24 protein-coding genes are annotated in these 22,280 nt (G+C 61.9%); 5 read left to right on the forward strand and 19 right to left on the reverse strand.

Annotated elements, in window-relative coordinates:
• The first annotated feature begins 8 nt into the window (after positions 1-8).
• Both E1N52_RS02905 and E1N52_RS43970 read left to right on the forward strand, forming a co-directional pair.
• Positions 9-1,568, forward strand: coding sequence for a tripartite tricarboxylate transporter permease (locus E1N52_RS02905; RefSeq protein WP_133180022.1), 1,560 nt, complete (start codon positions 9-11; stop codon positions 1,566-1,568).
• A gap of 174 nt (positions 1,569-1,742) precedes the next feature.
• A complete protein-coding gene (locus tag E1N52_RS43970) occupies positions 1,743-1,901 on the forward strand; it encodes a hypothetical protein (RefSeq protein ID WP_165979322.1) in 159 nt (52 codons plus the stop codon).
• 116 nt (positions 1,902-2,017) lie between these two features.
• On the opposite strand, the gene E1N52_RS02910 is transcribed toward E1N52_RS43970, so the two are convergent.
• From E1N52_RS02910 to E1N52_RS02955, 10 genes are all read right to left on the reverse strand, one after another.
• Positions 2,018-3,013, reverse strand: a complete 996-nt coding sequence (locus E1N52_RS02910; RefSeq protein ID WP_133180023.1) for a Bug family tripartite tricarboxylate transporter substrate binding protein — start codon at positions 3,011-3,013, stop codon at positions 2,018-2,020.
• 98 nt (positions 3,014-3,111) lie between these two features.
• A complete protein-coding gene (locus E1N52_RS02915; protein WP_133180025.1) occupies positions 3,112-4,842 on the reverse strand; it encodes an L-aspartate oxidase in 1,731 nt (576 codons plus the stop codon).
• Positions 4,839-5,453: a fumarate hydratase C-terminal domain-containing protein gene (locus tag E1N52_RS02920; RefSeq protein ID WP_133180027.1), complete on the reverse strand. Its 615-nt coding sequence runs from the start codon at positions 5,451-5,453 to the stop codon at positions 4,839-4,841. Before E1N52_RS02920 ends, E1N52_RS02915 begins: the two co-directional genes overlap by 4 nt.
• A gap of 1 nt (position 5,454) precedes the next feature.
• Entirely contained in the window at positions 5,455-6,330 is an 876-nt protein-coding gene (locus E1N52_RS02925) for a fumarate hydratase (RefSeq protein WP_133180029.1), read from the reverse strand.
• A gap of 64 nt (positions 6,331-6,394) precedes the next feature.
• Complete coding sequence (gene sdhC, locus E1N52_RS02930) at positions 6,395-6,748, reverse strand: succinate dehydrogenase, cytochrome b556 subunit (RefSeq protein WP_133180533.1); 354 nt, start codon at positions 6,746-6,748, stop codon at positions 6,395-6,397.
• Positions 6,748-7,095: a succinate dehydrogenase/fumarate reductase transmembrane subunit gene (locus E1N52_RS02935; protein ID WP_133180031.1), complete on the reverse strand. Its 348-nt coding sequence runs from the start codon at positions 7,093-7,095 to the stop codon at positions 6,748-6,750. The genes sdhC and E1N52_RS02935 overlap by 1 nt, the downstream gene beginning before the upstream one ends.
• Positions 7,095-7,811, reverse strand: coding sequence for a succinate dehydrogenase/fumarate reductase iron-sulfur subunit (locus E1N52_RS02940; protein ID WP_133180033.1), 717 nt, complete (start codon positions 7,809-7,811; stop codon positions 7,095-7,097). Before E1N52_RS02940 ends, E1N52_RS02935 begins: the two co-directional genes overlap by 1 nt.
• 115 nt (positions 7,812-7,926) lie before the next feature.
• Complete coding sequence (gene dctA, locus E1N52_RS02945) at positions 7,927-9,201, reverse strand: C4-dicarboxylate transporter DctA (RefSeq protein ID WP_133180035.1); 1,275 nt, start codon at positions 9,199-9,201, stop codon at positions 7,927-7,929.
• Between the two features lie 166 nt (positions 9,202-9,367).
• Positions 9,368-9,649 carry a UxaA family hydrolase gene (locus E1N52_RS02950; protein ID WP_133180037.1) on the reverse strand — a complete coding sequence of 94 codons (282 nt, stop codon included), beginning with the start codon at positions 9,647-9,649 and terminating at the stop codon, positions 9,368-9,370.
• Between the two features lie 59 nt (positions 9,650-9,708).
• A complete protein-coding gene (locus E1N52_RS02955) occupies positions 9,709-10,401 on the reverse strand; it encodes a sulfite exporter TauE/SafE family protein (RefSeq protein WP_165979323.1) in 693 nt (230 codons plus the stop codon).
• Between E1N52_RS02955 and E1N52_RS02960 the strand changes: the two genes are divergently transcribed.
• Positions 10,388-11,599 (forward strand): LysR family transcriptional regulator, encoded by a 1,212-nt coding sequence (locus tag E1N52_RS02960; RefSeq protein WP_246088934.1) that lies wholly within the window; start codon positions 10,388-10,390, stop codon positions 11,597-11,599. The genes E1N52_RS02955 and E1N52_RS02960 overlap by 14 nt on opposite strands.
• A gap of 25 nt (positions 11,600-11,624) precedes the next feature.
• Here the strand turns inward: E1N52_RS02960 and E1N52_RS02965 are convergent, their stop codons facing one another.
• The 5 genes from E1N52_RS02965 to E1N52_RS02985 form a co-directional block, all read right to left on the reverse strand.
• A complete protein-coding gene (locus E1N52_RS02965; RefSeq protein ID WP_133180041.1) occupies positions 11,625-12,626 on the reverse strand; it encodes an Ldh family oxidoreductase in 1,002 nt (333 codons plus the stop codon).
• Position 12,627: 1 nt separating this feature from the next.
• A complete protein-coding gene (locus E1N52_RS02970; protein ID WP_281282594.1) occupies positions 12,628-13,602 on the reverse strand; it encodes a hydroxyacid dehydrogenase in 975 nt (324 codons plus the stop codon).
• On the reverse strand, positions 13,599-14,939 hold the full coding sequence (dctA, locus tag E1N52_RS02975) for a C4-dicarboxylate transporter DctA (protein WP_133180043.1): 1,341 nt from the start codon (positions 14,937-14,939) through the stop codon (positions 13,599-13,601). Before dctA (E1N52_RS02975) ends, E1N52_RS02970 begins: the two co-directional genes overlap by 4 nt.
• Before the next feature lie 197 nt (positions 14,940-15,136).
• Entirely contained in the window at positions 15,137-16,312 is a 1,176-nt protein-coding gene (locus E1N52_RS02980; RefSeq protein ID WP_133180045.1) for a UxaA family hydrolase, read from the reverse strand.
• A gap of 50 nt (positions 16,313-16,362) precedes the next feature.
• Positions 16,363-16,713 carry a UxaA family hydrolase gene (locus E1N52_RS02985; RefSeq protein WP_281282595.1) on the reverse strand — a complete coding sequence of 117 codons (351 nt, stop codon included), beginning with the start codon at positions 16,711-16,713 and terminating at the stop codon, positions 16,363-16,365.
• Between the two features lie 167 nt (positions 16,714-16,880).
• Here E1N52_RS02985 and E1N52_RS02990 point away from each other — a divergent pair, with 167 nt between their 5' ends.
• The gene (locus E1N52_RS02990; RefSeq protein WP_133180047.1) at positions 16,881-17,666 is read left to right on the forward strand and encodes a GntR family transcriptional regulator; all 786 of its coding nucleotides are present in this window, start codon (positions 16,881-16,883) and stop codon (positions 17,664-17,666) included.
• A 55-nt stretch (positions 17,667-17,721) separates the two neighbouring features.
• Here E1N52_RS02990 and E1N52_RS45240 read toward each other — a convergent pair whose 3' ends face one another.
• From E1N52_RS45240 to E1N52_RS03005, 3 genes are all read right to left on the reverse strand, one after another.
• Positions 17,722-19,272 (reverse strand): methyl-accepting chemotaxis protein, encoded by a 1,551-nt coding sequence (locus tag E1N52_RS45240; protein WP_165979324.1) that lies wholly within the window; start codon positions 19,270-19,272, stop codon positions 17,722-17,724.
• A gap of 277 nt (positions 19,273-19,549) precedes the next feature.
• Positions 19,550-20,182, reverse strand: a complete 633-nt coding sequence (locus E1N52_RS03000; protein ID WP_425467993.1) for an outer membrane lipoprotein — start codon at positions 20,180-20,182, stop codon at positions 19,550-19,552.
• A gap of 222 nt (positions 20,183-20,404) precedes the next feature.
• Positions 20,405-20,704: a hypothetical protein gene (locus E1N52_RS03005; protein ID WP_133180053.1), complete on the reverse strand. Its 300-nt coding sequence runs from the start codon at positions 20,702-20,704 to the stop codon at positions 20,405-20,407.
• Positions 20,705-20,953: 249 nt separating this feature from the next.
• Between E1N52_RS03005 and E1N52_RS03010 the strand changes: the two genes are divergently transcribed.
• The gene (locus E1N52_RS03010) at positions 20,954-21,142 is read left to right on the forward strand and encodes a hypothetical protein (RefSeq protein ID WP_133180055.1); all 189 of its coding nucleotides are present in this window, start codon (positions 20,954-20,956) and stop codon (positions 21,140-21,142) included.
• Between the two features lie 62 nt (positions 21,143-21,204).
• Here E1N52_RS03010 and E1N52_RS03015 read toward each other — a convergent pair whose 3' ends face one another.
• Positions 21,205-22,200, reverse strand: a complete 996-nt coding sequence (locus tag E1N52_RS03015) for an alpha/beta fold hydrolase (protein ID WP_133180057.1) — start codon at positions 22,198-22,200, stop codon at positions 21,205-21,207.
• Positions 22,201-22,280: the final 80 nt, after the last annotated feature.

Here is a 22,280-nt window from a genome sequence, read left to right on the forward strand (position 1 = left end):
TGAGCAACATGATCGAACAATCCTTGCACGACCTCTTTTACGGCTTCTCGGTTGCGCTTCAAGGCACCAACCTGATGTGGTCGTTCTTTGGCGTCCTCGTGGGCAACATGGTGGGCGTGTTGCCGGGCATGGGCGCGCTCTCGGCGATCTCCATCCTGTTGCCGCTCACCTATGTCATGCACCCTGTACCGGCGATCCTGATGCTCGCCGGTATTTTCTACGGCTCCCAATACGGTGGCGCGATCGGCGCCATTCTGCTCAATCTGCCTTCTCACCCTCCGCATGCGATCACCTGCCTCGACGGGTATCCCATGGCAAAGGCCGGCAGAGGCGGCGCGGCGCTCGGCATCACGATGCTGAGTTCGTTCTTCGCGGCATCGACCGGCATCATCCTGATGATTTTCGCTTCTCCATTGCTCACGGCAATGGCATTCAAGTTCGGCCCCTCGGAGATCTTCTCCGTCATGCTACTGGGTCTGCTCGCCGGCTCGACGATGTCGAGAGGGTCGGCGCTCAAAGGCATCGCCATGACGCTCTTCGGCCTGCTTTGCGGCATGGCCGGCACCGACGTCAATACGGGCACGTTCCGCTTCACATTTGGCCTGACCGACATGAACGACGGGCTCGAACTGGTTGCGATCGCCATGGGGCTCTTTGGCGTGGCCGATTTCCTCTGCAACGTCAACAGAATGCAGGTGTCGAGCAAGTCGCTCAGCGTGCGTTTCAAGGACATGCGCCCCACGCGTGATGAACTCAAGGCCACCTTCTGGCCAATGACACGAGGAACGGCCGTGGGCGCGCTGTTCGGCGCCATGCCGGGAACCGGCCCGACGATCACGACGTTCGTGGCCTATGCGCTCGAGCGCAAGCTCTCGAAGAATCCTCAGGCGTTCGGCACAGGAGTGATTGCCGGTGTCGCGGCGCCCGAAGCGTCTTCGCACTCGAAAACGCAGGTCGATTTCATTCCGACGATGAGCCTCGGCATACCCGGCGATCCGGTGATGGCGCTGATTCTCGGCGCGCTCATTATTCAGGGCATCACACCTGGCCCCCAGTTGATCTCCGAGCACCCCGATATCTTCTGGGGACTCATTGCGAGCTTCTGGATCGGCAATATTCTTCTCGTTTTGCTCAATGTGCCGATGATCGGCGTGTGGGTCAAATTGCTCAGATTGCCTTATCGGTATCTCTTTCCATCTGCGATGTTCTTTATTGCCGTTGGCGTGTTCAGCACCCAGAACAGCCTGTTCGAGGTTTGGCAAGTTCTGGCGTTCGGCCTGATCGGTACCGTATTCAACTACCTTGGCTTTTCAGTCGCGCCTATCCTGCTTGGCTTCGTCCTCGGACCGATGATCGAGGAGAACTTTCGCCGCGCGCTGCTCATTTCGCACGGCAATATGTCGATTTTCATCGAGCGGCCCATCAGCTGCGGATTCCTCGCCGCATCGCTGTTGCTCGTCGTGATGGTCACGTTGTCGGCACAACGAAACCGCCGCCGCGCGAACAAGACGGAACGTGTGCGCCGGGGTGGCGCACGCGCCGAAATGCCTCGGGCAAGCAGCGATTAATCGGGGCGGAATATAGGCCGCCCGGCTGCGAGCTGCCCGGGCGGCCTCGTCAATTCAGTCAGCGTAAAACCACTCGAGATTCTGTTGTAAGCAGGCCATAGCATCTGTCGTGTGCGATCACCTGCTCGCGCCAACGCTAGTACAATACGGGTTACTACCTAACTGAAAACCCGGTTGAACGTGAATACGCCCTCCTCGCCCGTTCGCACTTCCCCCGATACCTTCCAACGCATTCAACGCCAGATCGCCGCTGCCGCGCGGTGGATGCTCGAGTTGCACGACGACATCAGCGATCTGAAAGCGGCCGTCAATCGCCGTCCGATTCAGTCCTGACCTCGGCACGGCCGCCGTGCTTGCGATACGGGGCCGAGAATCAGCCGACGAAATGAAAAGCCCGCCAGGATATCGCATCCGGCGGGCTTAACAGCAACGAGAATCAACGATCGACTTCAGTTCGCGGTGATATGGCTCGTGCTGACGACCTTTTGCCATTTCGCCGATTCCGTGGCGATCCTGGCCTGAAGTTGAGCAGGTGTGTCGCCAACCGGGTCCATACCGAGCACGGCCAGGTGCTGGCGCGTGTCGGGCTGTGCGAGCACCTTCACCGTATCCTGCTGAATTTTGTTGATGACGTTCGCAGGCGTGCCGGCGGGCGCCACGAGTGCGAACCAGCCTGTCACATTGAATCCGGGCAATCCGGCTTCGCTCACGGTCGGAATATCGGGCCACGCGGCTGAACGGTGTTCGCCGGTCACGGCGAGCACCTTGATCGTCTTGCCCTTCATGAAGGGCATGGCCGCGGCGATATTGGGCAACACGACCTGCACGCGGTCCGCCATCAGATCGTTCAGCGCGAGCACTTCGCCCTTATAGGGCACGTGAACCATCGGAATGCCCGCCGCGCCCGAAAACGCTTCGTCGGCCATGTGCACCTGACTGCCGATACCAGCCGAACCGAAGTTCAGCTTGGGATGTTGTGTTTTCCCGTACGCGATCAGCTCTTTGACATTCGAAATGGGCAGCGAGGGCGCAACGGCAACGACCATCGGATTGCTCGCCACCGTCGTGATATAGCTGAAGTCCTTGGCCGTGTAAGGCAGCTTTTTGTAGATGTACTGATTGACGGTGAACATGCTCCCCGACGCCAGCATCAATGTGTAGCCGTCAGGCGCGGACTTCGCTTCGACTTCGGCGGCGATCATGCCGCCCGCGCCGGGGCGATTGTCGATCACCACGGACTGCTTCCATAGCGTCCCCAATCCCTGGCCGATCGTACGGGCCAGCACATCGGTCGAACCGCCGGCAGAGAAGGGAACGATGATGCGGATCGGCTGGGACGGCCACGCGTCTTCTGCATGAGCGGCCGACTGCGCTTGCAGGACAGCGGTAAATGCGGCAGCGAGCACGAGCCCGCGCCGAAGCGTGCGAACGATATTGGGGGGCATTGCGTTGTCTCCGTTTGAAATAGTGTGGATCGGCCGTGGCTCGATTCAAGGCTCGCAGCGAAGCAGTTTCCGGAAATGCGCTTGCCACGCGGCACCCCTTATTGCGCCATCTGCTCGCAAAGAATCGTTTCTCCCGGCCTTACCCGGCTAAATGTCACTGGCTCCTGTTTGATCTCGACCTCTCCTCCACGTTTGCGAATCGTCGTGTAAGCGGACATCTCCAGATTGCCGGCCTCCGGATAGTCTTCACGGAAATGCGCGCCCCGCGAATTCTCGCGGGATATGGCTGCCTCGGTGATGATTCGGCTAACCGAAATCAGATTCTTCAGGTTCAGCCAGTCGTGCCACTGCGCGTTGAATGCGCGATCGCCATCCACAACGCCGGTGAGCATCAACCGTTCATGCAGTTCGCCCAGGACCTTGCGTGCCCGCAGGAGCCCGTCGCGATCGCGAATGATGCCGACATGCGTCCACATGCAGTCGTAGAGCGCTTCCCGAATGCTCTCGAGGCCTTTTCCATTCTTGGAGAAGGGAACTTCGGCCTCCTTGATGGCGCCTTCGATGGCAAGCGCATCGGGTTCGCGATACTCGCCTTGCGCCTTGACCCACTTCGCCATGTTGTCGCCTGCAATGCCGCCGAACACCGTGGAATTCGCCACACCGTTGCCACCCAGGCGGTTCGCTCCGTGCACGCCACCCGTGTCCTCTCCCGCGGCGAAGAGGCCACTCAGCTCGGTGCTGCAGTCGGTATCGAACGTCACGCCGCCCATCATGTAATGCGCGGTCGGCACCACTTCGACGAGCCCGCCCGCGAGATCGAACCCGCAGTCCGCGCAACGTTCCACCATGCCCTTGAACTGCTTGCGCACTTTGTCCGGGCCGAGGTGGCTCATCTGGATGTACACGCCGCCATTGGGCGACGTGCGCCCCGCACGCATTTCCGAATAGATGCCGCGCGAAACGATGTCGCGCGTGGCACGTTCGCCGCGCTTGTCGTAGTGATCCATGAACCGCTCTTTCGAGCCGTTCAACAAGTGGCCGCCTGCACCGCGGAGTCCTTCTTCGAGCACGGTTCCGGTCATCCGCGTGTGACTGCCGGCAAGCAGACCCGTAGGATGGAACTGCACCATTTCCATATCGCGCAGCGTGAGGCCCGCGCGCAGCGCCATCGCGAGACCGTCGCAGCTCTTGTCCCCCGACGGCGTATGGAACTTGTACATCGTCGGGCCGCCGCCCGTTGCGAGCAGCACCGCCCTCGCCTGCACGAATACGAACCTGCCCGTGCGCATGTCGATCATCAACACGCCCGCGACATGCTTGCCGTCGGGCGTCTTGATCAACTCGATGGCCCGGTGCTCCTCGAGGCGATGAATGCCGCGGCTCCACACCTGCTCGGCCAGGCGGTTGATGATCTCGATGCCGGTCAGGTCGCCCTTGTGGACCGTTCTGTCGAACGTCTGACCCGCGAACGCTTTCTGGTGAATCGAGCCATCCGGGTTACGGTCGAAAAAACAACCAAGCTCGTTTTCGAGTTCGCGCACGCGCTCGACTGCGGTGCTCACCAACGCCCAGGCGAGGTCCTGGTTGGACAACCATTTGCTTCCTTCGATCGTGTCCATGAAGTGACGCTCGACCGAATCGCCAGGCGCCAGCGCGACGTTATAGCCGCCCTGCACCATACGCGTGCAGCCGCATTTCCCGAGCAGCCCCTTCACGGCAACCGTAATCGAGAGGTCCGGCGCCTGCTTGTGCGCGTGCAGCGCGGCAAAGAGACCGGCGCCGCCCGAGCCGAGAATCAGGATATCCGTCTTGACGCGCTCGATATTCATTTTGTCGGTACTCCCAAGCTTTCAAGAACTTCGGCCCGTCGCGAGGCGGTGTCGCTCTTGACTTCGTCGTACAGGCTGCCGCCGTGGCTGTCCATGGCCACCAGCAGCGGCCCGAAGCCCTTGATCCTGAATTTCCAGAGCGACTCCGGGTTGAGGTCATCGAGATCGACAGCTTCGATCTTCTCGATCCATGTCGTTTCGAGCGCCGCCGTGCCGCCGATAATGGCCAGGTAGACGCCGCCAAGATCCTCGAACGCCGACTTCGATCCTTCGCGCAAGCCGCCTTTTCCAACGATCATGCGCACGCCGTACTGCTCCATCAGCGGGCGCGTGAAGCGCTCCATGCGGTCCGACGTGGTCGTGCCGATGCAGACCGGTTGATAGCCCGCCGGGAATTCGCTGCTTGGCGCGACCTTGCGCACGTTGGGCGCGGTGTGAATGACGGCGTGCCCGCGAAGGTCGAATTCCGTCGTACGCCCCTTGTCGAACAGATGGATCTGCGTGGCATCGCGGATGCCGAACAATGTGTGATGCAGTGTCACCGTATCGTTCACGCGCAGCTTGCGGATCTGCGACTCGTCGACAGGCGTATGGAGGTCGTAGTGAGCCATGTCAGAACCCGTAAGTGAGACCGCTTGTGGTAAGCATCGCCTTCGCACGCCGCGCCGAATGACATTGCATGTTGACCGCAATGGGATTCATCGTGATGTGCGTCGACGCCAGTTCGATATGCACCGCAAACGCCGTGCTATCGCCCCCCAGGCCCTGCGGCCCCACACCGAGACGGTTCACCGCCTGCGTCAGTTCGCGTTCGAGCGCGGCGCCCTCGGGGTCGGCGCACGTGGTGCCCAGCGCGCGCGTCGCGGCACGCTTGGCTAGCGCAATGGACAGATCGGACGTGCCGCCGAGACCCACGCCCACGATCGTCGGCGGACACGTCTTGCCGCCTGCCGAGATCACACAGTCGACGACAAACGTCTTGATCGCATCGATCCCTTCAGCAGGCACGGCCATCTTCAGGAAAGAGTTGTTCTCCGAGCCGCTGCCTTTCGGCACCATCTCGATGGTTGCGGTCTCGTTCTCGTCCGTGAAATCGACATGAATGACGGGAACCTCGATGCCGCACGACGTGTGATTGTTCTTGCGCGTGAGCGGATGCACGACCGACGAGCGCAGCGGGTGCTCCCTCGTAGCGCGCTCGCACCCTTTGCGAATGGCCGCCTTCAGTTCGAAGCCGTCGAACTCGACATTGCGGCCGAGCGCGACGTTGTAAATGGGGATGCCGGTGTCCTGACAAAGCAGGTTCTCCGTATCCTCGGCGACACGAATATTGGTCCGCATCGTTTCGAGCACCCGCTGCGCGACCGGCGACGTTTCGCTAGCGGAAAGTCTTGCAATGCCATCTTTCACGTCGGGCGGGAGCAACTTGAGGGCGCGGATATACAGTTCCTTCGAGGCTTCCTCGACGACGTCGAGATCGAGTTTCATGGCCGTCTCTTCCGGATTGGTAAAAAAGTTGTGGGGCTGCGGCGCGGTTTGCAGTTACATGTGGCTAATGGATGAGCGCGAGCAGGTAAGCCAGGCCCGTACAGGTACTTGCGCCCAAACCAAAGGCGAGCCAGTTCTTTCTCAAGCCGGTCCATGGCAGAAACTCGATCAGCAAGAGGCGGATCCCCCCCATCATGTGAAGCGAGAGCAGAACCACGAGCCCCCATTCGCCAAACTTGAACAGTGGCTGGTCAGTCAAACGAAGAAAGCTGTCGAGAGAAGCCTCGCCCGTAATGGCGTGGCCGAGTGCCCAGAAGTGAACCGGCAGGAACAGAGCCAGCGCCAGACCGGAAATACGATGCACCAGGAAGGCCCACCAGGCAGGATGCGTGCGGGCGCGATAGTCGTTCTTTCGCATCACGATACGACTCCATAAACGGCGCGCAAACCCATCAGCGCGAGGCCGGCGGAAAATGCGAAACAGGCGACCTGGGCAGGCTTTCCGCGCCAGTGCAGCCACTCCTCTGCCACTCTGAGCAAGCCGATAGGCACATGGATCGCACACGCGATCACGAATACCGTATAGAAGGCGCCAAACAGCAGATTTCCGCGCGTGCGGCCGAGAATGGCCGATGCACTCAAGCCGCTATGGACGGCGTAGATGATGACGCCGAGATGAACGAACACGCAGAGCGCGAGCACAGTCGCACTCATGCGCTGCCAGTACCAAAGACGAGCCTGGGTGCGAGGAGATAAGCCTTGCATTACAGGTCTCCTTCGCGCGCGGCCTTCATCGTCATCCGCTTGAGGCCGGCAATGCCGGCAGTTGGCGAGAGATGCTTGGGACAGCGCTCCGTGCACGTGGCCTGGGTGTGACACGAGTGGCAGCCCGCGTCGCCAGCCACCGCGCGCAGACGTTCGAGTGTTTGCGTGTCGCGTTCGTCGTTGACGAGCGTCCACGCACGGTTCAGCGCGGCGGGCCCCAGATAATCGGGACGCCACGTCACGACGTCGCAGGACGAATAGCACACGCCGCAACCGATACATTCGATCCCGGCGTCCGCCGCCTTTCGTTGCGCGCTCTCGGGACTCACCTTGGCGAAATCGTCGTGACGCGAGCGGCTTCCCGAAAACTGCCCTTTTGCCCGGCTCCACTTGTCGAAGAAGTCGCTCATGTCGGTCACGAGGTCCTTGATGACAGGCAGATTCGATAACGGCGCAATCTCCAGTTCGTCGTTCACCGCGACTTTCGACACGTGCGTGCGGCACGTCCAGCGCGCCTTGCCGTTGACGTTCATCGCGCAGGACCCACACATGCCCACGCGGCACGCAAACCGGTATGCAAGATCGGGCTGCAGTTGCCGCTGAATGAACGTCACGACGTCCAGTACCGTTTGACTTTCGTAACGCGGTACGTCGTAAGTGACGTGCTCCCCGGTAGCACTTCTCCAGACTCTGACTCGAAGTTTGTCGGTATTCACGATGCCTCTCGAATGGCTGCTGACGCAGTACGATTGAACGGAATTCGTACATCGATTGTTCAGCAATTCTTCATCAAGAAAAATCGAATAATTCTGGCGTTCAGCTAAAGGATTCCTATGCCTCGCCGCGGACGCGCCGAAGCTTCAGCACGGTGGCCATTTGAGCGTTGTCGCGCTCCTTTTCGAGTCCGGAAACCACGAGCGTGGCGACCGCGTTGCCGATCATGTTGGTGACGGCGCGCACTTCGGAAATGAATCGGTCCACGCCGAGAATGAGGGCCGCGCCTTCAATGGGAATCTGCTTGAATGCCGTGAGCGTGGCGAGCAGCGTGACGAACCCTGCGCCCGATACACCGGCTGCGCCCTTCGAACTGATCATCGAAAGGACCATCAGCCCGATCTGATCGCCCCACGACAGCGGCACGTTATAGGCCTGGGCGATGAACATCGCGCAAATCACCTGAGCCACGCAGGTCCCGTCGAGATTGAACGAGTAGCCCATCGGCATCACGATACCGACAACCTGTTTCGGGCACCCCATGCCTTCGAGCTTGCGGATCAACTGCGGGAACACCGATTCGGACGACGTCGTGGCAAGCACGAGCAGAATCTCGCCCTTCAAATAATTGACCAGTCGCAGCAGGCTGAAACCGCTCATCCGGCAGATGGTGCCCAGCACGACCACGAGGAAAAAGATCGTCGCCACATAGATCGTGATGAGCAGCATGCCGAGCGAATTCAACGCCGACAGTCCGTATTTCCCGACAGCAAAGCCCATCGCCCCCAACGCGCCGAGCGGTGCGAGCTTCATGATGAAGCCGACGATCTTGAAGAGCACCTCGGACACGGCGTCAAAAAAAGTCAGGACCGGCTTGCCTTTGTCTCCTATGTACGACAAGCCCACCGCGAACAAGCAGGCAATCACAACGATCTGAAGCATGTCGCCCGAAGCGAACGGACTCAGGAAACTCGACGGGATGATGTTGAGGAAAAACCCCGTGAGGCCGCCGCCGTGATGCACTTCCGTTTGATATTGCGCCAGCACATGCACATCGGCTGCGCCGGGCTGGATATTCATGCCGACACCGGGCCCGATCAGGTTCACCATCAACATACCGATCAGCAAAGCCAGCGTGGTCACCACCTCGAAGTAAATAATGGTCTTGCCCGCGATCCGGCCGAGCGTGCGCATTTCGCCGATCTGCGAGGCGCCGCATACGATCGTGGTGAAGATCAACGGCGGCGTAATCATCTTGATCAGCCGGATGAACGCATCGGATAACGGCTTCAGGGACTGGGCAAACGTTGGGAAGAAATGTCCGACGGCGACCCCGATCAGGATCGCGATCAGCACCTGGACATAAATGTGCCTGCAAAAACGACGCAACATGGTGTCTCCTTGATCTCGCCTCACGCCGCGTGCACGCAACGTTGGCGAGAAAGATGCCGGGCCGCGCAGACCCAGCACTCTGACCAGTTGTGGCAACGAGCTGGAGATCGCCTCTGCCGGGCGAATATTTCCAGGCCGTCTCATGCATTCAATTTTGATTGCCGCTTTACCAGCGCTTCGTCTTGATGTTGTGGACGTGTGCGTGCTCGCCCGCCTTGATGGGCGCCACGACCTTGCCGATATCGACGCCGTACTTGTAGACGGTGTCGCCCACGGCCATGTCCTTGAGCGCCACCTTGTGACCGATCGGAATGTCCTGCTGCGCGACGATCGCGACGACCTTGTCGTCATCCATGATCCAGGCGTTCAACGCCAGGCCCGCCTTGATGCCCTCGACCACGGCAACTCCAACCGTGTCTTCGCGCTCATGCAATACCGCGTGAATCATCGTCTACTCCTTCTTCAAGTTGAATCGGATGTATGGGTCGGCATTGGCAAGCAAGCGGCCTAGCCGAACAAAACCGGTACGGAACGAATGATTAAATTGACAGCCGCGACGATAAGAACAATCCAGAGAAGCGTGAGAACGCGGGACGCCGAAATGGCGCTGCGCAGCCTCGCGCCCGCGAACAATCCCACCGCGCCACAAGGCAACAGAAAGCTGGCGAGCGGGAGGACAGCCGGGTTTCGATAGAGTCCGGAAACGGAGAAGAGAACGAGCCGGGCGACCGCCGTGGCCGTAGTGAGCGTGCTGATCGTGGCGCGCCGCTGGTCGGGGTCGCGCAGACGGCCGGCCAGATAAATCGTGTACACCGGGCCGCCGGTACCGAATACGGCCGTCAGGCATCCGCCAAAGAAGCCCAGCGGCAGGGCCCAGCGTCCGCCAATCTCGCGAAATTCGCCGCGCGACGTGACCTTCCAGAGCGAGTAAGTCAACAGACACACGCCAAGAATGAGTTCGAGCGGCTTTTCCGGCACGGAAACCAGTACGCTCACGCCCAGCAGAAGCCCGATGCACAGCCACGGCCCGAGCCTTTTGAGTTCCGCTGTCTGAACAGACTGAAGATTGCGCATGCCTACGAGCATCCCGGCGAGTAGATCCAGCACGAGCATCACGGGCGTCGCGGTGCGCAGGGGAACCAGTTGTGTGAGCAACGGGATGGCAACAATCGAGGAGCCAAAACCCGTGAGCCCGTACACCAGATACGCCACCGCCACGACACCGCCGGCCACTGCGATCGAACTGACACCGATTCCGATGGCGCCGGCGACAATTTGCGCATTCAACCAGGCTGTCATTGATGAAGGGTCCCGGAGCGACTTTCAGCGTTGTGGGGGTATGCGGGCGATGTGCGAGCTGCACCGCTCCAGAAATTTTGGCCGCGATGCTGCGTCCATTGTCGCCTGCGGCTTGCTAAAGATAAACGCAGTAATGGTTTTCCTGAGACCAGGAAATACTTTAGGTTGCGTAAAATTTCGGGGATCGAAGCGAGCATGTCTTCTCCGCGAAACGCGAGCAATGCCATCCATTCGCACCCTCAAAATATTTCTCTCCGTCGCACGATGTGGCACCTTTGCCGCCGCCGGCAACAAGGTTGGCCTCACCGCTGCCGCCATCGGCCTGCAGATTCGCGCGCTCGAAAGCGACCTCAATGTTCAGCTTTTTGACCGCAACGCCCGCGCTGCCGTGCTGAATCCCGTTGGCCGCGCACTCATTCCGGAGATCGAAGAAATCGTTCGCCGCTACGAGCTTCTCGAAGTCGCCGCCAGCGGCGACGAAATGTCGGGAACGGTCGTGATCGGCGCACTCGTCTCCGCGCTGATGGGTGCGTTCGCGGATGCCTTATGGTCGATACGTCAACACCACCCTCGCCTCGATGTGCATCTGCTCGCAGGCATGTCCAGCGATTTCGCGCATCAGGTCGAAGTCGGTGAACTCGATGCGGCCGTCGTCACGCAATCTCCGCATCCGCTCGCATCCACACTCCTTTGGACACCTCTGTATTCGGAACCGATGATTCTCATCATGCCGACTGCCCCGCACTTCGACTTGCCGCAGCAGCAGGATGAGATCCTCCGCATCGCGCCGTTCATGCGCTTCGACCGCAGCACATGGACCGGACACCTCGTGCAGAATGTGCTCGACCAATGCAAGGTCGAAGTCAACGAGGCGATGGAACTGAACTCCGTCGAAGCGATCGTCGCACTGGTGCGTCAGGGCTTCGGTATTTCGATCGTTCCCAAACTCGCCAACGTCGATTTCGACAACGATCGCGCGATCCGCGTCATGTCGCTCGATGGCGTCGACGTGCGGCGCCACGTTGGCTTGCTCGAACGCGCGAGGCACAGCCGTACCGCATTCACCGACGCGATCAAGAGTTACTTCACGGCGTCATGACCTAAACAACGATCGCTGCACGCTCTCACGCCGCCAACGCTCGCAACTGATTGAGCAGCGCGTCGGGAATATCGATGCCGTCGCGCGCTGCGATATCGGCAAGATCGGCCCGCCGTTGCCCCGGCAACCGTACATCCGCGTCCTGCAGCATCACTTCGATCAACGCCTCGACGCGCGAAAGATAGGCGGCATTGCCCGCCAGCGCACCCGGATCGATCGCCCAGAACAGATGGCCCACGCGCGACTTCTCGCCGTCTTCGGTCAAGAACGAGCCCGCCTCGTAGCCGAAGTTCGCCCCGGCCAGCGCGGCCGCAAGCAATTCGACCATGAGCGCGAGCATCGCCCCTTTCGTCCCGCCGAACGGAAGCATCATGCCTTCCAGCGCGGCCTTCGCATCGGTCGTCGGCCGGCCGTCGCGCGAGGTCGCCCAGCCCTCGGGAATCGGCTTGCCTTCGCGGGCGGCCACCATGATCTTGCCGCGCGCGACATTGGACAGCGACAGATCGATCATCAACGGCGCGCCGTCGCGGCGCGGAAACACGGCCGCCACGGGATTGGTGCCGAACACGGCATGCCGCCCTCCCCACGCCGGCATCGCAGCGGGCGTGTTGCTGAACGCGAGCCCCACCATGCCGGCCGCGCCGACCGGCTCCAGATGCCAGGCACCCGCGCCGAGGTGATGGCTGCGCTTCACGCTCACGACCGCGCTGCCGTGTTCCCGCGCACGGCTCACGAGCGTTTCGACGGCCAGTTCGCAAGCCGGAAACGCCATGCCGTCTGCGGCATCGATCAACACCGCTGCATTGCGCGATTCGACGACTGACGGGCTTGCTTTCGCATCGACGCGGCCGTTGCGCAACTGCGCGACATACATCGGCAAACGGGCGACGCCGTGCGAAGACAAACCACGGTCGTCGGCATAGACGAGCGCACGCGCGGTGGCCTGCGCAGTGCGCGGCGTGGCGCCCGCGGCAAGCATCGTGCGCGTGGCAAGGTCGTGAAGATCACCGGACGAGATCCGCGTCATATCAGAGTTCCTTCGTTTTCGTTGAGTCATGCTCGCCCGCGAGCAACGCATCCGTCACGCGCGATGCGACCAGCGTGCTGACACGCTCGTTCGACTGCACAGTCAAACCCGCGATATGCGGCGTGAGGATCAGGTTGGGCACGCCCGCAAGCGGCGAACCTGCCTTGAGCGGTTCGTCGGCGAACACGTCGAGCGCGGCGCCGCCAAGGCGGCCTTGCGTCAGTGCTTCGGCCAGTGCGCTTTCGTCGATCACGCCGCCGCGCGACGTATTGATCAGGACTGCGTGTTGTTTGAGCAGCTTCAGTTGCGCCGGGCCGAGCAGATTATGCGTGCTCTCGACGAGCGGCACGTGGACGGTCACGACATCGGCGGCGCGCAGCGCGTCGTCGAACGACATGCCCCGGGCGCCCGACTCCTGCCAGCAGGCCGCATCCGCGGGAATCTGCGGATCGAAGCCCACGACCTGCATGCCGATGCCGCGCGCCAGTTGCGCGACGAGGCGCCCGATGCCGCCAAAACCGATCACGGCCATCGTGCCGCCCGCCGCTTCGCGTCCGTTCGAGAGCGCGGTGCGCGGCCACTGTCCCTGTGCGACGGCCGCGCTCGACAGGTACGCGCCGCGCAGCAGCATCAGCGACGTGGCGATCACATACTCGGCTACGGCCGCCGCGTTGGCACCCGTCGCAGGGAACACCTGCACGCCGCGTTCCCTGCATGCGCCGAGCGCGATATTGTCGAGCCCGACGCCGAGCCGCCCGACCACCGACAAGCGCGGCGCGTCGTCCAGCAGCGCGGCGGTGACCTGTGTCCGGTTGCGCACGATCAGCGCATCGGCGTCCGCCAGCAGGCTGCGCAATCGGTCGGGTTCGTCGACGAGCGACGCTTCTGCGTGGACGTCGAAACGACTGCGAAGCGAATCTACCGCAGACGCATCCATGAACTCGCTGATGACGATTTTCTTGCGATCTGTTTTCAATTTGAGCGTTCCTGTGCGTAAGCGGGCGGCTTTCTTTCGTTGACGCTCTCAACTGGTTTGGATTCCGTATCACTCACACCATGAACGGCGCGTGGTGCGGCCAGCACCTTGCGCGCCGCTTCGGCGTCGAACACCCCCTCCCAGCGCGCGACCACGATCGTCGCCACCGCGTTGCCGATCATGTTGACGATCGCGCGAATCTCGTTGAGCACGCGGTCAATGCCGATGATCAGCGTGATGCCGGCAACAGGAATGATGTTGTGGGTGGAGAGCGTGGCCGTGAGCGCCACCAGCGCCGCGCCCGCAACGCCCGCGCCGCCCTTCGACGTCAGCAGCAGGATGGCGAGCAGGCCGAGCTGCTGCAGTAGTGACAGATGCGTGTTGGTGGCCTGTGCGATGAAGAGCGACGTCATCGTGAGATAGATGGCCGCGCCGTCGAGATTGAACGAATAGCCTGTCGGCAGCACGAGACCGACGACGGGCTTCGGGCAGCCGAGGCGCTCGAGTTTGTCCATCAGGCGCGGCAGGACCGATTCCGTGGTCGACGTGCCGAGCACGATGAGCAATTCCTCGCGCAGATAGTTGAGCAGCGGCCACAAGCCGACGCCGGCCCAACGGCAGATCGTGCCGAGCACCAGGACGATGAACAGAATGCTGGTGAGATAGAAACAGACGATCAGCAGACCGAGCTGCTGGAGCGTCCCGATGCCATACTTGCCCACCGTGAACGCCATGGCGCCGAACGCACCGAGCGGCGCAAGCCGCATGATCATCTCGACGATACGCATGAGCGCCTCGCCGCTCTGCTCGATCACGCGCGACAGGAACCGGCTGTTGCGCGACATGATCGACAATGCGACGCCGAACAGCACCGAGAACAGCAGCACCTGCAACAGGTTGCCGTGCGCGAACGCACCGACTACCGAGTTCGGCACGATCTCTTCGAGGATGCTTTGCGACGCCGCCGCATGCGCTTCGCTGACGTAGTGGCTCACGGCCTGTGGGTCGAGCGTAGCCGGATCGATGTTGAGTCCTTCACCCGGATGCAGCACGTTCGCCACCACGAGACCGATCACCAGCGCGAGCGTTGTCACGGCTTCGAAGTACACGATCGTCTTGACGCCCACTCGCCCGACATGTTTGAGATTTTCCATCCGTGCGATACCAAGCGACACGGTGCAGAAAATCACCAGCGTGATGAGCATCTTGATCAGGCGAATGAACGTGTCGCCCAACGGTTTCATTTCAACGCCGAAGTGCGGCCAGAAATAGCCAACGAGAATACCGGCCGCAAGTCCGATCAGGACCTGGGCATAGAGATGTCTGAGCACGCGCAAGGTGGTGTCTCCTCCACTCGCTGCTGCCTGGTGATACAGCTACGCGCACCGCGGGCGGACGTCAGTGGTCCACGTTTTGCGGCCATACCTGCAAGGCCTTTTGCGCAGCGGCGCGCGCAACTGTGATGGAACTGCGGGGGAACTGCGTTCGCAAAGCCCGCCGCTCAGGCGGGCTTGCGCGGTGTTGCTTGCGCGGATCAGGCGCTTTCGAACAGGCGCGTGAGCACGAACTCGCGATGGCCCAGCGTTTCCGCCGCGGTCCAGCGGCCGTTCGCCGTTGCGAGCATCGATTCGAGCAGCTTGTCGCCGGCCTGATCGAGGTTCTGCTCGCGCTGCAGCAGGCCCGACACATCGACGTCGACGTGCTCGCTCATCGTGCGCACCGTACGCGGATTCGCGCAGATCTTGATGACCGGCACGATCGGATTGCCGATCACGTTGCCCTGCCCCGTCGGGAAGAAGTGCACGGCAAAGCCCGAAGCCGCACACAGCGTCACCATCTCCGCCGCCGCCGAGGACGAATCCATGAACCACAGGCCCGAATGCGTCGGCTCCTCGGCCTTGTCGAGCACGCCGTCCACACGGCACTTCTTGCCGATCTTCTGGATGTTGCCGAGCGCCTTTTCCTCGATCGTGGTCAGGCCGCCAGCGATGTTGCCCTTCGTCGGCTGCGACTCGGAGAGGTCGTCGGTCTTCCAGCGGTTGATCATGTCCTGGTAGCGATCGAACATGAACTGGAAGCGCTCGCGCACCTGGTCGTTCGCGCAGCGCGCCGCGACGATCTGCTCGCCGCCGGTCAGCTCCGACGTCTCGCCGAACACGAGCGTCGTGCCGAGTCCGTAGAGCTTGTCGAACGCATTGCCGACCGTCGGGTTCGCGCCGCAGCCAGACGTCGTATCCGACTCGCCGCACTTGGTCGACACCCACAGATCGGAGATCGGGCACTCCTCGCGCTCGAGCGTCGTCGCCCACTGCACCATTTCCTTCGCGGCCTTCGAGGCGCGCATGATCGTGTCATGGTCGCCGTGCAGTTCGATGCCGAAGCCCATCACCGGCTTGCCCGACTTCGCGATGCCGTCGACCACGCGCTTGGTCCAGCCTTCCTCGATGCCGATGACGATCACGCCGGCGACATTCGGGTTGCAGCCCGCGCCGATCAGCGTGCGGAAATGCAGATCGAGGTCGGCGCCGAACTGCAGGCGGCCGTACGGATGCGGCAGCGCCATGGTGCCCTTGATGTTGTGCTCGACCGCTTGCGCGGCGGCGTTCGACAGGTCGTCGACGGGCAGGATGATGACGTGGTTGCGCACGCCGACGCGGCCGTTCGAGCGGCGATAGCCGCGGAAAATGGTGTTCTGGTCAATCACGCTCATGGTGTCTCTCTCTGAATGGGAGGGGTTCGACTGGCTGGTTTGCCTGCGCCTTACCAGCGCTTCGTCTTGATGTTGTGAACGTGAGCGTGCTCACCCGCCTTGATGGGCGCCACGACCTTGCCGATATCCACGCCGTACTTGTAGACGGTGTCGCCCACGGCCATGTCCTTGAGCGCCACCTTGTGACCGATCGGAATGTCCTGCTTCGCCGGGACCGTGACGATTTCGTCCTCGTCCATGATCCACGCGTTCAGCTGCGTGCCCGCCTTGATGCCCTCGACGACCGCGACACCAACCGTGTCCTTCGCCTCGTGCAGCACGATGTGGATCGTCCTGCGCGCCGGATCGGCATGGGCCGCCGTTGAATCAGCCTGCTGTGCTGCTTGAGCTGCCTGGCTCATCTGAGTGTCTCCAGTTTTGTTCACGGGGGGTCTGGCGCGTGGCCATGCTGCGCATCATAGACAGCTCATTCATCCATGTCAACCATATCATCTATATGTGTTGGATCAGCCAGATGAAGTAAAATCGCGTCAAAGTCCGGAACGTACAAGGAAGGGGGAACACCGCCATGAACACGCTGAAGAACGGCGCCGCCCACGCGGCGGGCGCGGCAAGCACGCCCGTCATCGGGGGAACGCGATACAAGGAAGTGAAAAACGGGATCCTCGCCGCGTTGTCGGCGAAGGAATGGAAAGGCGGCGAGGCGATACCGTCAGAGAAGCGCCTGTCCGAGCGTTTTGGCGTGTCGATCGGGACGCTGCGCAAGGCGATCGACGAACTCGTGGCGGACAACATTCTGGTGCGCCATCAGGGACTCGGCACGTTCGTCGCGCAACACCAGCGCGATCGCTATTTCTTCCGATTTTTCCGGGTCGTGCGCCAGGACGGCGAGAAGAGCTACCCCACGGTGAGTCTCGTGTCGTTCACGAAGGCCAAGGCGACGCGGGAAGTCGCCGCGATTCTCGGCATCGAACCGAACGCGCGGGTTTTCTCGTTCGTGAACCGGCTGGCGCTGCATGGCGAGACGGTCATGATCGACAGCATCACCGTTGCAGAGGAGCGTTTCGCGGGACTGACCGAAGCCGCGTTGCGCGAGCGGCCCAGCACGCTTTACAACTTCTACCAGGACGCGTTCCACATCAACGTGGTCGGCACCGAAGAACGGCTGCGCGTCGCGACGGCCAACGAGATCGAGAGTGAGCTACTCGAAGTGGCGCCAGGCACGCCGTTGCTCGAAGTTCGGCGCATCGCGTACTCGTATCATCAGGAACCCGTCGAGCTTCGCATCTCGCACGTGAACACGGCGCGCTACGAATACGTCGGTCCTTCCGCTTCACACGAAGAGCCGCTCTAAAGGCCCAGGTCTTTCACACTCCCGCTGCGCTCGCCCATTGGACGAACGCAGCGGATCAGGCGGCGACGTGAAACACGCTCACCGTTCTTTCGAGCAGCCTCGCCTGATCCTGCATGGATTGCGCCGCCGCCGACGCCTGCTCCACGAGCGCCGCGTTTTGCTGCGTCGCTTCGTCGATCTGGCTGATCGCACGGTTGACTTGCTCGATGCCCTCCGTCTGCTCGTGGGTGGCGGCCGAAATCTCGGCCATGATGCCGGTCACGCGCCCCACGCTCTCGACGATTTCCGACATCGTCGAACCGGCGCGCGCCACCAGTGCGCTGCCCGTATCGACTCTCGAAACCGAGTCGTCGATCAGCGCCTTGATTTCCTTGGCGGCAGCCGCGGAGCGCTGCGCGAGACTGCGAACCTCGGAGGCCACCACAGCGAAGCCGCGCCCCTGCTCGCCGGCGCGCGCCGCCTCGACGGCCGCGTTAAGCGCAAGAATGTTGGTCTGGAAGGCGATACCGTCGATCACGCCGATGATGTCGACGATCTTGCGCGACGACTCGTTGATTGACTTCATCGTGTCCACGACTTCGGAGACCACCGCGCCGCCCCGGCCTGCCGCTTCCGACGCGGACGCCGCGAGGTCGTTCGCATGCTGGGCGTTCGAGGCGCTCTGCTGCACCGTCGACGTGAGTTCTTCCATGGACGCAGCCGTCTCCTGCAGCGACGCGGCCTGCTGCTCCGTACGCGACGACAGATCGAGATTGCCCGCAGCAATCTGCTTCGAAGCCGTGCTGACCGACGCGGTCGACGCCAGCACGGTGCCGATCACGCCAACGAGGCTCTCCTGCATGCGCTTCGCCGCCGAGGCAAGCATGCCGATTTCGTTGTGGCCGTGTTCGCCGATGCGCGCAGTCAGGTCGCCCTGGGCGACGCGGTCCAGGTGCTCGCCCAACACTTGCAATGGCTTCTGAACGACGCGCGACAGCGCACGGCGCGCGGCCACCGCGACCAGCACGGTAACAGCGAGGCACACCGCAATCATGATCTGGAGGAACGACGTCGTGTCATTCGCGGCCTCTTTTGCGGCATGGCCGCGTTTGGTGGCGCGCTTGACGAACTTGTCCATCTCGTCGTTGAACGCGCGCGAAGCCGCGATGCTTTCGATCGCGCTGATGTGATTGAAGGTGGCCATGTCGTTGGCCGCGAGCGCCTTCTGTTCATTGCGCACGCAATCGTTCAGCGCGTTGTAGGTTTCGACGATGCGTTGGGCGAGTGCCTGGTCGTCCGGGTCGGAGCGTGGAATCTTCGCGAACGCCTCGATGCGCGCCTGGCCCTGTGCCAGCCGGGCGTCGACGGTCTCCGTCAAATTCTTGGCCGCCGCGGTTTGGCCGATCTGCGCTGCACTCTGTGCGGCCGAGATCGACACACGGGCGCGTTGCGTGGCGGCAAACGCCTCGGTCACCTCGGTCACTTCGACGGTCGCCTGGCTCATCGCCTCGACAGAGGCAGCAGTCTCACGCACCCCCTTGAGCGCCATGAGGTTACTGACTCCGATCAAGACGACCAGCAGCGTCAGCACTGCGGTCAGGATAGTACTGATCCGAAATTTGCCCACTTCTGTCCCCAAATGTCAGCTTTCTTGTGACTGCGGGTAGTCGCGCGGTGGGTGATACCGCTGCGACTACGACCGGCATATCGGCATGAAGCTCACGACACTTGAGGATCTTTTGCGGACCTGACAGAAGTGAAAACTGGCACCTGCCCAAGAAAGGATTCTGTCAACTTGCGCAACATCGCCGCTAGGACAAGCCACGATTTGGCGCTCGCCAACTCTCCTGATCGATGCCAGGAAAATACTCAGGACACCTTTAGGTATGCAACAGCGGCCGGAATCAGTAGCGCGCGAGCTGGCTGCCGTTGACCTGCACGCGGTCGCCGGGGCGCAGGTCGCCGGGCGTCGGCACGTTGAACGCGCGGGTTGAGCCGTCGCTGAGTTGCACGTCGATCTGGAATCCTGCGGGCTGGCCCATCTGCTGGCCGATCTGGTTGCCTGCATAGGCGCCGCCGAGCGCGCCGATGACGGTCGCGGCGTCGCGGCCGTGACCACCGCCGACCTGATTGCCGAGCACGCCGCCAACCAGCGCACCGACCACGGTTCCGGCGATCCCCGAAGCACCCGTGGCGTTGCTCAACGGCCGGATGCCCGAGATCGTGCCGTACTGCGTGCCGTATTGGTTGCCATTTTGGTTGCCGTATTGCGGGTTGTACTGCGCGCCGTACTGACCGTTGTTTTGCGTGTCATACGGCTGTTGCGGCGCAGGCGGCGGCGCGTAGGCGGGTTGCTGCACGGTGCCCGGTTGCGCGTAAGCGGGCTGACTATATGCAGATGCCGCAGGTGCCGCATATTGGCCCTGGTAACTTTGCTGCGCGCCGTAAGGCGAGTAGCCCGGCGCAACGCACGCGGACAACGAAAGACTTGCCGCAGCGACAAGCGCGGCGGTGAGGGCGGACCTGGTAGAGAGCATGGACGTCACGGTGGGTTCGCATTGCCGCCGCTGCGGGCACGACAAGCATGAGGAGAATGGCGATTGATTGCGCGGCAGTATACGGAAAGCCCGCCCGGACGTCCGCTGCGCGCGGGTAACAACGTGTAAAGTTCGTTGCCGGGTGAATGGCGGCGCGCCGCGCGCGGCGGCGGCAGCATCCACCCGTTGGAGTCAATCAGGCGCCTGATTCCCCGAAAACGATCAATGCAGGGTGTGGACGATGCCGATGGCCTCGTCATCCGCCTCATCGGACGCGGCTTGATCAATGATCGCGCACCGGAAATCGAACTTGACGCGCAGGATCGCCGATTCGACACGTGCGTCGCCGCGATAGCCCCTCAGGCGAGTATCGATCGCCTCCTCGACGGCGAGAATCGCCTTCTCGATGCTCTCCGGATCCTCGCTATCGAATCCGACCTCGACCTCGATGCTCTCCAGCAGGTTCAACGCGGTTGCAATGTCTTCGGAAGCGACGAACAGCGTCTCGGCGTTCTCTCTCATGTACCCTCCCCGTTGGATTGTCCAGCTCTACAGACAGCTGCGAGTTGCACGCCTATCGTTGCACATCCGGAACAAACCTGCCGGCGACGAAGGCCGATGTTGGGTTCGAAACAACGGTGGGGTTGCCGTCCATCGTGAAGCGAATAGAATCGAAGGTTCCAGCCGATAGCGTAGAGGCAATCGGCCCGCCGATCGGCGCGGGTTTGACCTGCTAGACTGGAAGTTCCCCCACAACCCATGGAGGGAAACATGACGACTGTCTACGTGGTGAAGACCGGTGAGCAGTACCTCTGCTGCGCAGAGGACGGCGATATCGGCATGGCGCCGGAAATTGCCGGGGCCAAGTCCTTTCTCTCACACGAGGAAGCGGAAAAGGCGGCCAACGAGCACGCGGACCCCGGATACGAAATCGTGGCCGTCAGCGTCGCCATACACTAACTCGAAGCTTGCCGCTGGGCGCCCAACGAGCGTGGGCACTGGCGGCGAAGGCTCTTCAACATCTACTTACTGGAACTTGCCAGTGAGCGAACCGATCCGGCGAGGAAATCCAGGATGACCTCGTTCACCTCGTCCGGACGCTCTTGCTGCACCCAATGACCCGCTTTCGCGATGAGAGGCTTCTTCCAGAGGTTGGGAACGTTGACTTCCAGGGCGTCGTAGTCCTTCGCTGCCATCTTCACGACGCCGTCTAACTCTCCCGCGAGAAAGAGCGTCGGCTGCATGATCCGGGCGCCGTCGAGGAAGCTGGTCAGCGCCCAGTTTCGATCGATATTCCGATACCAGTTGATGGGCCCGCGAAACCCGCTTCGCTCGAACTGATCGACGAAATATTGCAGATCCGTGTCGGTCAGCCATGGCGGAAGCTCGTCGGGTATCGTGAGGTTGTCCACGAGTCGAGTCGATTTGGGAAAGATCGCGAAATTGGCCGGCTGTCCTTTCACCACCGGGTCTCCCGACGCCGTGTACAGAATGCCGAGCATCGAACGGCGGACATCTTCTTCCAGTTCGCGCTCGGCGCGCCCCGGCAACTGAAAATAGTCCTGATAGAAGTGGCACTCCTGCGTGAGCTGCGCAAAGCGCACCGATGGACGCACTGGGCGTCTCGGCATGTAAGGAACGCTCAGCAGGCCGAGAACGGGAAACAGGTCGGGACGCAGCAACGCGGCGTAAGCGGCGACGGCTGCACCCCAGTCATGCCCGATCAGGATCGCCTGCTCTTCGCCGAGCGCCTTGACGAGGCCGACCAGGTCGCCGACCAGATTCAGAATATCGTAAGCCTCGATCGATTCCGGGGCATCGGTGAGCCCGTATCCGCGCTGGTCCGGCGCAACCGCGCGATAGCCTGCGGCCGCGAGCGCGTCTATCTGCCAGCGCCACACGTACCATGACTCCGGCCAGCCGTGACAGAGCAGCACGAGCGGGCCCGAGCCTTTCTCGACATAGTGCATGCGGATGCCGTTCACATACGCGAACTTCTCTTGCAGCCCGTTGATCATGGAGTCGACCTCGTCTCGAACGATGGGGAAACGCGTGGCGCTCATTATGCTTGAACCACACCCGTCGTTTTGAGAGTGAG

Source organism: Paraburkholderia guartelaensis (genome assembly GCF_004353905.1).
In the GTDB taxonomy this organism is placed as follows: Bacteria; Pseudomonadota; Gammaproteobacteria; order Burkholderiales; family Burkholderiaceae; genus Paraburkholderia; species Paraburkholderia guartelaensis.

Excerpts from the sequence above, each read along its gene's own strand:
- E1N52_RS02905 (WP_133180022.1), top strand. The coding sequence starts at position 9 with ATGATCGAACAATCCTTGCACGACCTCTTTTACGGCTTCTCGGTTGCG.
- E1N52_RS02910 (WP_133180023.1), bottom strand. The coding sequence starts at position 3,013 with ATGCCCCCCAATATCGTTCGCACGCTTCGGCGCGGGCTCGTGCTCGCT.
- E1N52_RS02915 (WP_133180025.1), bottom strand. The coding sequence starts at position 4,842 with ATGAATATCGAGCGCGTCAAGACGGATATCCTGATTCTCGGCTCGGGC.
- E1N52_RS02920 (WP_133180027.1), bottom strand. The coding sequence starts at position 5,453 with ATGGCTCACTACGACCTCCATACGCCTGTCGACGAGTCGCAGATCCGC.
- E1N52_RS02925 (WP_133180029.1), bottom strand. The coding sequence starts at position 6,330 with ATGAAACTCGATCTCGACGTCGTCGAGGAAGCCTCGAAGGAACTGTAT.
- sdhC (WP_133180533.1), bottom strand. The coding sequence starts at position 6,748 with ATGCGAAAGAACGACTATCGCGCCCGCACGCATCCTGCCTGGTGGGCC.
- E1N52_RS02935 (WP_133180031.1), bottom strand. The coding sequence starts at position 7,095 with ATGCAAGGCTTATCTCCTCGCACCCAGGCTCGTCTTTGGTACTGGCAG.
- dctA (WP_133180035.1), bottom strand. The coding sequence starts at position 9,201 with ATGTTGCGTCGTTTTTGCAGGCACATTTATGTCCAGGTGCTGATCGCG.
- E1N52_RS02950 (WP_133180037.1), bottom strand. The coding sequence starts at position 9,649 with ATGATTCACGCGGTATTGCATGAGCGCGAAGACACGGTTGGAGTTGCC.
- E1N52_RS02965 (WP_133180041.1), bottom strand. The coding sequence starts at position 12,626 with ATGACGCGGATCTCGTCCGGTGATCTTCACGACCTTGCCACGCGCACG.
- E1N52_RS02980 (WP_133180045.1), bottom strand. The coding sequence starts at position 16,312 with ATGAGCGTGATTGACCAGAACACCATTTTCCGCGGCTATCGCCGCTCG.
- E1N52_RS02985 (WP_281282595.1), bottom strand. The coding sequence starts at position 16,713 with ATGAGCCAGGCAGCTCAAGCAGCACAGCAGGCTGATTCAACGGCGGCC.
- E1N52_RS02990 (WP_133180047.1), top strand. The coding sequence starts at position 16,881 with ATGAACACGCTGAAGAACGGCGCCGCCCACGCGGCGGGCGCGGCAAGC.
- E1N52_RS03000 (WP_425467993.1), bottom strand. The coding sequence starts at position 20,182 with ATGCTCTCTACCAGGTCCGCCCTCACCGCCGCGCTTGTCGCTGCGGCA.
- E1N52_RS03005 (WP_133180053.1), bottom strand. The coding sequence starts at position 20,704 with ATGAGAGAGAACGCCGAGACGCTGTTCGTCGCTTCCGAAGACATTGCA.
- E1N52_RS03010 (WP_133180055.1), top strand. The coding sequence starts at position 20,954 with ATGACGACTGTCTACGTGGTGAAGACCGGTGAGCAGTACCTCTGCTGC.
- E1N52_RS03015 (WP_133180057.1), bottom strand. The coding sequence starts at position 22,200 with ATGATCAACGGGCTGCAAGAGAAGTTCGCGTATGTGAACGGCATCCGC.